Source organism: Streptomyces sp. DI166 (genome assembly GCF_900091315.1).
In the GTDB taxonomy this organism is placed as follows: Bacteria; Actinomycetota; Actinomycetes; order Streptomycetales; family Streptomycetaceae; genus Streptomyces; species Streptomyces fuscus.
In genome coordinates, this window is the sequence record NZ_FLSP01000178.1 from 1 (window position 1) to 8,276 (window position 8,276).

Here is an 8,276-nt window from a genome sequence, read left to right on the forward strand (position 1 = left end):
ACGGGTGTCGCCCCCGCCGCGGGCGCCCTGCGCTGGGAGCTGCCCGGCTGGGCCGGCTCCGTGGACCTGCTCCTGATCGCCACCCCGGACGGCACCGAACCCGGCCTGTCCCTCCTCGCCGAGCAGGCCTACCGCCGCGGCTGCACCGTCGTGGCGGTGGCCCCCAGCCGCACCCCGCTCGCCGAGGCCCTGGAAGCGGCCCACGGCCTGTTCGTACCGATGGCCACCGCGCCCTACGAGGAGGACACCCCCCTCGCCGCCTCCGCCCCCGGCGTCCTGTGGGCGCTGCTCACACCACTGCTCGCGCTCCTGGACCGCGTCGGCCTGCTGGACGCCCCGGCCGACGCCCTGGAGAAGGTCGCCGACCGTCTCGACCACATCGCCGAACGCTGCGGCCCCGCCATCGCGACCTACAGCAACCCCGCCAAGACCCTCGCCGCCGAGCTGGCCGACGCGCTCCCGGTGATCTGGACGGAGGGCATCTCGGCCGGTCCCGCGGGCCGCCGTTTCGCCGCCGCGCTCGCCGAACTCGCCGGCCGCCCGGCCGTCGTCTCGGAGCTGCCCGAGGCGCTCGCCTCGCACCACGCGCTGCTCTCGGGCCCGCTCGCCGCCAGCGCCGACCCGGACGACTTCTTCCGCGACCGCGTGGAGGAGCCCCCCGCGCTGCACGCACGCGTGGTGCTGCTCCGGGACCGCCCCAGCGGCGGCCTCACCGCCGCCCCCGCCGCCCGTGAACTGGCCCTGAGCCACGACACGCCGATCAGCGAACTGGAACCGGAACCCGGGGACGAACTGGTCAACCTCGCGGAACTGATCGCCACCACGGACTTCGCCGCCGTATACCTGGCCCTCGCCACGGGAGCCTGACCACATACCTGGCCCTCGCCACGGGAGCCTGACCACCCGCGTCACCGGCACAACCGGACGCGCGGAAGCACCGGCACACGGACGCGAAGCCGCGAAGACACAAAAGACGCAGAGAGAAGCGCATGGACCGCCTCGACAACACCGTCCGCCCCTACGCCTGGGGTTCCACCACAGCGATCCCGCAGTTGCTCGGGACCGAACCGACCGGCGAACCGCAGGCGGAGATGTGGATGGGCGCCCACCCCGGCGCTCCCTCGCGCACCGGCCGCGGCACCCTCGCCGCCGTCATCGACGAGGACCCGGAGCGCGAACTCGGGCACGCGTGCGTGGCCAAGTTCGGCCCCCGGCTGCCCTTCCTGCTCAAGCTCCTCGCGGCCGGCGCCCCCCTCTCCCTCCAGGTCCACCCCGACCTCGCGCAGGCGAAGGAGGGCTACGCCGACGAGGAGCGACGCGGCATCCCCGTCGACGCCCCCCACCGCAACTACAAGGACGCCAACCACAAACCCGAGCTGATCTGCGCGCTCACCGAGTTCGACGGCCTGTGCGGCTTCCGCGACCCGGTCCAGGCCGCCGATCTGCTCGACGGCCTCGGCGTCGACTCCCTCAAGCCGTACGTCGACCTGCTGCACGCCCACCCGGAGGAGGCCGCCCTCCGCGAGGTCCTCACCGCGATCCTCACCGCCGACCCGGACGAGATGAGCCGTACGGTCACCGAGACCGCGGCCGCCTGCACCCACCTCGGCGGCGTCTACCAGCCGTACGCCGACATCGCCCACCACTACCCGGGCGACCCCGGCGTCATCGCCGCCATGCTCCTCAACCACGTCCGGCTCCAGCCCGGCGAGGCCCTCTACCTGGGCGCTGGCATCCCGCACGCCTACCTCAACGGCCTCGGCGTCGAGATCATGGCCAACTCCGACAACGTTCTCCGCTGCGGGCTGACCCCCAAGCACGTCGACGTCCCCGAACTCCTGCGCATCGTCCGCTTCGAGGCCGCCGACCCCGGCGTCCTGCGCCCGGAGGCCTCCCCGGACGGCGAGGAGGTCTACGAGACGCCGATCGACGAGTTCCGGCTCTCCCGGTACGTCCTCCCCGAGGGCACCGCCCCGCACGACCTCACCAGCGCCACCCCGCAGATCCTGCTGTGCACGGCGGGCACCGTCCGGGCGGGCGACCACGAGCTGACGCCCGGTCAGTCGGTCTTCGTTCCCGCAGGCGAGAAGGCCGAAGTCGGCGGTGTGGGCACGGTCTTCCGCGCCACTGTGATCGTATGACCGGCGTTGTGGACACCTGACGCGTCGCACCCGGGCAAGGCTGCAACAATGGCCCACCGGCAAAGGACGGGCAAAGCCACAAGGGGCCGAGCCCGGGACTGCGTACGAAGGGACAACGCGGGCACATGAGCGCGTCAGGCGGGACCAAGGCGATCGTGGCGGCACTCGCCGCCAACCTCGCAATCGCGGTATCGAAGTTCGTGGCGTTCCTGTTCAGCGGCTCGTCCTCGATGCTCGCCGAATCGGTGCACTCGCTCGCCGACTCCGGCAACCAGGCACTGCTGCTCGTCGGCGGCAAGAAGGCCCAGCGCGAGGCGACCCCGCAGCACCCCTTCGGCTACGGCCGCGAGCGCTACATCTACGCCTTCCTCGTCTCGATCATCCTGTTCTCCGTCGGCGGCATGTTCGCCCTCTACGAGGGCTACGAGAAGATCAAGCACCCGCACGAGATCGAGCACTGGTACTGGCCGGTGGGCGTCCTCGTCTTCGCGATCATCGCCGAGACCTTCTCCTTCCGGACGGCCATCAAGGAGTCCAACGAACTGCGCGGCAAGAAGTCCTGGAAGGAGTTCGTCCGCCACGCCAAGGCCCCCGAGCTGCCCGTCGTGCTCCTGGAGGACCTCGGCGCGCTGGTCGGTCTGATCCTGGCCCTCGGCGGCGTCGGCCTCGCCCTCGCCACCGGCGACGGCCTGTGGGACGGCATCGGCACCCTCTGCATCGGTGTCCTGCTCATCCTGATCGCCGTCGTCCTGGCCATCGAGACCAAGTCGCTGCTGCTCGGCGAGGCCGCGGGCGTCGAGGACGTCCAGAAGATCGAGGCCGCGCTCGTCGACGGCGAGGCCGTCACCCGCATCATCCACATGCGCACGCTGCACCTCGGCCCCGAGGAGCTGCTCATCGCCGCCAAGATCGCCGTCCAGCACGACGACACGGCCGCCGAGATCGCCGCCGCCATCAACGCCGCCGAGGCCCGTATCCGCGAGGCCGTCCCGATCGCCCGCGTGATCTACCTGGAGCCCGACATCTACAGCGAGGCCGAGGCAGCCCGCGGCGCCGACCGCGAGGCCACCCCCGGCGGCCCCGCCCCCGAGGGCGCCGACCACTGACGCCACACACGCCAAGACGCGCACGACGAAGGGGTCCGCCGAGTACATCCGGCGGGCCCCTTCGCCGTACCGCCGGCCCCCGGCGAGCACCCGTTTCGGCCCCGAGTGTCCGGAGGCGGACTGGGGCGGGCGGGTCGTCCGGTGTAGCTTGGGACTGAGCCAGACGTCGCTGCTGATGGCGGTCGGGCGGTCCCGACACGGACCGGCCGAGGGAGAGAGGGCCTCCGACGGACTGCGCTGCGCGCACGCGGGCATGCCTGTGTCCTCTTCGGGCACCGCTGTGTCCGCCGCCGCGCAGAACAGCCCTACCCACCTCGACCCAACACCGAGGAGCAGCTCGCAATGACGACTGTCGACAACCGACAGGACTTCAAGGTCGCCGACCTCTCCCTGGCCGCCTTCGGCCGCAAGGAGATCACCCTCGCCGAGCACGAGATGCCCGGCCTCATGGCGATCCGCAAGGAGTACGCCGAGGCCCAGCCCCTCGCCGGCGCCCGCATCACCGGCTCCCTGCACATGACCGTGCAGACCGCCGTCCTCATCGAGACCCTGGTTGCCCTCGGCGCCCAGGTCCGCTGGGCCTCCTGCAACATCTTCTCCACCCAGGACCACGCGGCCGCCGCCATCGCCGTCGGCCCGAACGGCACGCCCGAGAACCCGCAGGGCGTCCCGGTCTTCGCCTGGAAGGGCGAGACCCTGGAGGAGTACTGGTGGTGCACGGAGCAGGCGCTGACCTGGCCGGACAGCCCCACCGGCGGCCCGAACATGATCCTCGACGACGGCGGTGACGCCACCCTCCTCGTCCACAAGGGCGTCGAGTACGAGAAGGCCGGCGAGGTCCCCTCCGTCGACACCGCCGAGAGCGACGAGCACCGCGTCATCCTCGAACTCCTGCACCGCACCATCAGCGACGGCTCGCAGAAGTGGACCCAGCTCGCCTCGGAGATCCGCGGCGTCACCGAGGAGACCACCACCGGCGTCCACCGCCTGTACGAGATGCAGCGCGACGGCACCCTCCTGTTCCCGGCGATCAACGTCAACGACGCCGTCACCAAGTCGAAGTTCGACAACAAGTACGGCTGCCGCCACTCCCTGATCGACGGCATCAACCGCGCCACCGACGTCCTCATCGGCGGCAAGACCGCGGTCGTCTGCGGCTACGGCGATGTGGGCAAGGGCTGCGCGGAGTCCCTGCGCGGCCAGGGCGCCCGGGTGATCGTCACCGAGATCGACCCGATCTGCGCGCTCCAGGCGGCGATGGACGGCTACCAGGTCACGACCCTCGACGAGGTCATCGACAAGGCCGACATCTTCATCACCACGACCGGCAACAAGGACATCATCATGGCCTCGGACATGGCCAAGATGAAGCACCAGGCGATCGTCGGCAACATCGGCCACTTCGACAACGAGATCGACATGGCCGGCCTCGCCAAGGTGCCGGGCATCGTGAAGGAAGAGGTCAAGCCGCAGGTCCACACCTGGACCTTCCCCGACGGCAAGGTGATCATCATCCTGTCCGAGGGCCGCCTGCTGAACCTGGGCAACGCCACCGGCCACCCGTCGTTCGTGATGTCCAACTCCTTCGCGGACCAGACCCTGGCCCAGATCGAGCTGTTCACCAAGCAGTCGGAGTACCCGATCGGCGTCTACACGCTGCCCAAGCACCTCGACGAGAAGGTCGCCCGCCTCCACCTGGACGCCCTCGGCGTGAAGCTCACCAAGCTCCGCCCCGAGCAGGCCGCCTACATCGGCGTCGACGTCGACGGCCCGTTCAAGCCGGACCACTACCGCTACTGATCCGCACACCGGACCCGGCCCCGGACCCAGCTCCGGGCCCGGGACTCCGGACCCCGGGGTGAGCGCACCCGTGCACTGACGCGCTCACCCCGCACGCAGGTCCTCCGGGCAGGCCCCCGCACCCCCGTGTCGGGGGCCTGCCCCATCTGGCCCTACTGGCCGGACCAGCCCTTCACGACCCAGGACCCCCATGCCCCGCGGCCGTTATTCGCTCCACGATCCGCACGATCACACCCCCCTCGCAGAAGAACACTTCCACTGCGCGCCCGGCCCCTCCGGCTGGCGCTACGTCGCCCAGCTGACCACCCCTGCGGGCGATCACAGCGGCTCCGTCGACCTCGCCCTCGACGAACTCGGCCGCCCCATCCGCCTGGAACTCCACGCCGGCGGCTGGCAGGTGCGCGGCGCCGCCCTCGACGGCGTCACCTGGGTCCGTACGGACCCCGCCGGGGCCCACGCCACGGAAGGCAACGTGCCCGCCCACGCCTTCACCGGCACCTCCCCCGCGTTCCTGGTCGCCACCACCCGTCTCCTGCGCCTCACCCCTTCCGGCTCCGCCACCCGAGTACGCCTCGTCCGCTTCACGGACCCAGTGCTCGCCCCGCGCACCGTCGACCAGTCCTGGGCCCTGCTGAAAAGAGAAGCACACGCCACTGACAACGGCCCCCTGACCGTGGACGAGTACCAGGTCACAGCCCTGGACACCGGGGAGCAGCACTCCGTGCACATCGCCGGGGACGTGGTCCTTGCGGCCCCCGGGATCGAGCTGGAAGACCTCGAATCACCGCCGTCCGTGTTCGCGTGAGCGGCGCGGCTCGACCGTCGGCCAGGTATCAGGCGGGCGGCACGAAGCCGGTGCCCGGGCGGTCGCCCGCGGGCTCCTGGCCCGGCGCGACCGGGGGAACTGGCGGAGTGTTGGTCGGAACCGAGGGTTGAGCGGCAGGCGGCCCGTACGGACCCGGCGTCGGGATGGGCTGAGGCTGACCGCCGGGAGGGGCGTACGGCCCGGCCGGGGCGGAAACCCCCACGGATCCGCCGGCCGCGACCCCGTTGTGCGCGACCCCGTTGTTCGAGAAGGCCCGTCGGGCTTCCCGGGCCTGTCGTTCCTGGAGTACCGCCGCCAGATAGGCGGCCGGGGGCACACCTTCCGGTGCCGGGGCACCCGTACGCGCCGCGACATCGGCGGCGAGCCGCTCGGCCATGCTCCAGCTGACCTGAGGATCCAACTGCTGCATCCGCGTCAGGTACTGACGCACGGCGAGCCACAGACCATCGGGAACCGCCGACAGATCCAGCCCCGAGAACCGCCCGGCCAGCCACGGCGGAGGAGGCGGTACGAACCCGCCCCGGGCGGTCGGCACCCGCTCCCGCACGACCAGCGTCCCCGCGAACACATCCCCGAGCCGCCGCCCCCGCGCCGAGACGAGCGACGCGACACAGGCGACAACCCCGAGCGTCAGCAGGATCTCGATGACCCCTATCGCCCCCCGCACCAGAGCGTGCCGGAACCGGATCGGCCCGCCGTCGTCCCGCACCACCCGCAGCCCGCAGGCCATCTTGCCGAGCGAACGGCCGTGGCTGAGTGTCTCCACCGCGATAGGCGCACCGACCAGCACAAGGATGAAGGAGGCGATCGACAGCGCGATCTGAGCGGCCTCGTCCAGGGAAGCGGTGGCCGCTACGAGGCCGATCGACACGGTGATGTAGACCGCGACGGCCACGGCCAGATCGAGCAGCACGGCCAGAGCCCTGCTGGGCAGCCTCGCGGGGCGCAGCTCAAGCGCCACCGCCTCGCCCGTCACCAGCTCACTCACGCCTGCCCCGCCCTTCCCTGATCTGCCCCTGGAACCGCCAGTCTGCCAAGCTGAGGACACATCGCACCCCCGTACGACAAGCTGACAGCACGACGAGCCGCCGACGAACAGCCGAGGAGCAGGCACACCGATGGACCTCGACGTCTTCGTCACCGCGCACCGAGCCGAGTGGGACCGCCTCGACACCCTGCTCCAGCGCCAGCGCCGCCTCACCGGCGCGGAAGCGGACGAACTCGTCACCCTCTACCAACGCGCCGCCACCCACCTCTCCCTGATCCAGTCCAGCGCCCCGGACCCCCAGCTGACCGGACGACTCAGCCAATTGGTGGCACGCGCGCGCAGCGCCGTGACCGGAACCCGACGGGCCACCTGGCGCGACGCGACCCGCTTCTTCACTCACGGCTTCCCGGCCGCCGTCTACAAGTCACGTCACTGGTGGGTACCCACGGCACTCCTGTCGACCCTCGTCGCCGTCGCCCTCGGCTGGTGGATCGGCAGCACTCCCGAGGTCCAGGCATCCATCGCGGCCCCGAACGAACTGCGCGAGCTCACCCGCCCCGGCGGGCAGTACGAGACGTACTACTCCAGCCATCCCGCGGCATCGTTCGCGGCCCAGGTGTGGACCAACAACGCCCAGGCCGCCGCCCTCTGCCTCGTCCTCGGCGTCTTCCTGGGGCTCCCGGTCCTCTGGATCCTCTTCCAGAACATGCTCAACCTGGGAGTCGGCTTCGGCCTGATGTCCTCCGCGGGCCGTCTCGACACCTTCCTGGGCCTCGTCCTGCCCCACGGCCTGCTCGAACTGACCGCGGTCTTCGTCGCCGCCGGCACCGGCCTGCGCCTGGGCTGGACCGTCATCGACCCCGGCCCGCGCACCCGACGCACGGCCCTTGCCGAGGAAGGCCGGGCCGCCATAGGCATGGCCATAGGGCTGGCGGTGGTCCTCTTCATCTCCGGCGCGATCGAAGGCTTCGTCACCCCGTCCGGCCTGCCCACCTGGGCCCGCATCACCATTGGCGTCATCGCCGAGCTGGCCTTCCTGGCCTACGTCTACGTCGTCGGCCGCCGCGCCGCGCAGGCCGGAGAGACCGGCGACATCGAGGAAGCCGAGCGCGGCGCCAGCGTGCCGACGGCCGCCTGATGTGCGGACACACCTGATGAGCTGCTAGTCTCCTCTTCGCCCCGAAAGAACCGTTGACACGGATCGGATGGGGAGGTAGATTCGAACAGTTGCCTGGACTGGAGTTGATCCGGTCGGCGACGGTGAGTATCTACTTGCTTCTTGCTTCTTGAAGTGTCGATCGAATCGATTACTACGCAGAAGCCCTCCCGATGAATCGGAAATGAGTGGCCGGTCAGACCGGCTCGAAACTTCTGATAAAGTCGGATCCGCCGGAAAGGGAAACGCGAAAGCGGGC

At 70.8% G+C, this 8,276-nt stretch carries 7 protein-coding genes; 6 read left to right on the forward strand and 1 reads right to left on the reverse strand.

What is annotated here, in order from left to right:
- The 5 genes from GA0115233_RS39025 to GA0115233_RS39045 all read left to right on the forward strand — a co-directional run.
- Positions 1–867, forward strand: an 867-nt coding sequence (locus GA0115233_RS39025; protein WP_093725423.1) for an SIS domain-containing protein, incomplete at its 5' end; no start/stop codon positions are given.
- Between the two features lie 122 nt (positions 868–989).
- On the forward strand, positions 990–2,141 hold the full coding sequence (gene manA / locus GA0115233_RS39030) for a mannose-6-phosphate isomerase, class I (RefSeq protein ID WP_093725425.1): 1,152 nt from the start codon (positions 990–992) through the stop codon (positions 2,139–2,141).
- A gap of 125 nt (positions 2,142–2,266) precedes the next feature.
- A complete protein-coding gene (locus GA0115233_RS39035) occupies positions 2,267–3,247 on the forward strand; it encodes a cation diffusion facilitator family transporter (protein ID WP_093725427.1) in 981 nt (326 codons plus the stop codon).
- A gap of 342 nt (positions 3,248–3,589) precedes the next feature.
- Positions 3,590–5,047, forward strand: a complete 1,458-nt coding sequence (ahcY, locus tag GA0115233_RS39040) for an adenosylhomocysteinase (protein ID WP_093725429.1) — start codon at positions 3,590–3,592, stop codon at positions 5,045–5,047.
- A 190-nt stretch (positions 5,048–5,237) separates the two neighbouring features.
- Positions 5,238–5,852: a hypothetical protein gene (locus GA0115233_RS39045; RefSeq protein ID WP_093725431.1), complete on the forward strand. Its 615-nt coding sequence runs from the start codon at positions 5,238–5,240 to the stop codon at positions 5,850–5,852.
- 28 nt (positions 5,853–5,880) lie between these two features.
- On the opposite strand, the gene GA0115233_RS39050 is transcribed toward GA0115233_RS39045, so the two are convergent.
- Complete coding sequence (locus tag GA0115233_RS39050) at positions 5,881–6,861, reverse strand: RDD family protein (RefSeq protein WP_093725433.1); 981 nt, start codon at positions 6,859–6,861, stop codon at positions 5,881–5,883.
- 130 nt (positions 6,862–6,991) lie between these two features.
- Here GA0115233_RS39050 and GA0115233_RS39055 point away from each other — a divergent pair, with 130 nt between their 5' ends.
- Positions 6,992–7,999, forward strand: coding sequence for a stage II sporulation protein M (locus tag GA0115233_RS39055; RefSeq protein ID WP_093725435.1), 1,008 nt, complete (start codon positions 6,992–6,994; stop codon positions 7,997–7,999).
- The last annotated feature ends 277 nt before the right edge of the window (positions 8,000–8,276 follow it).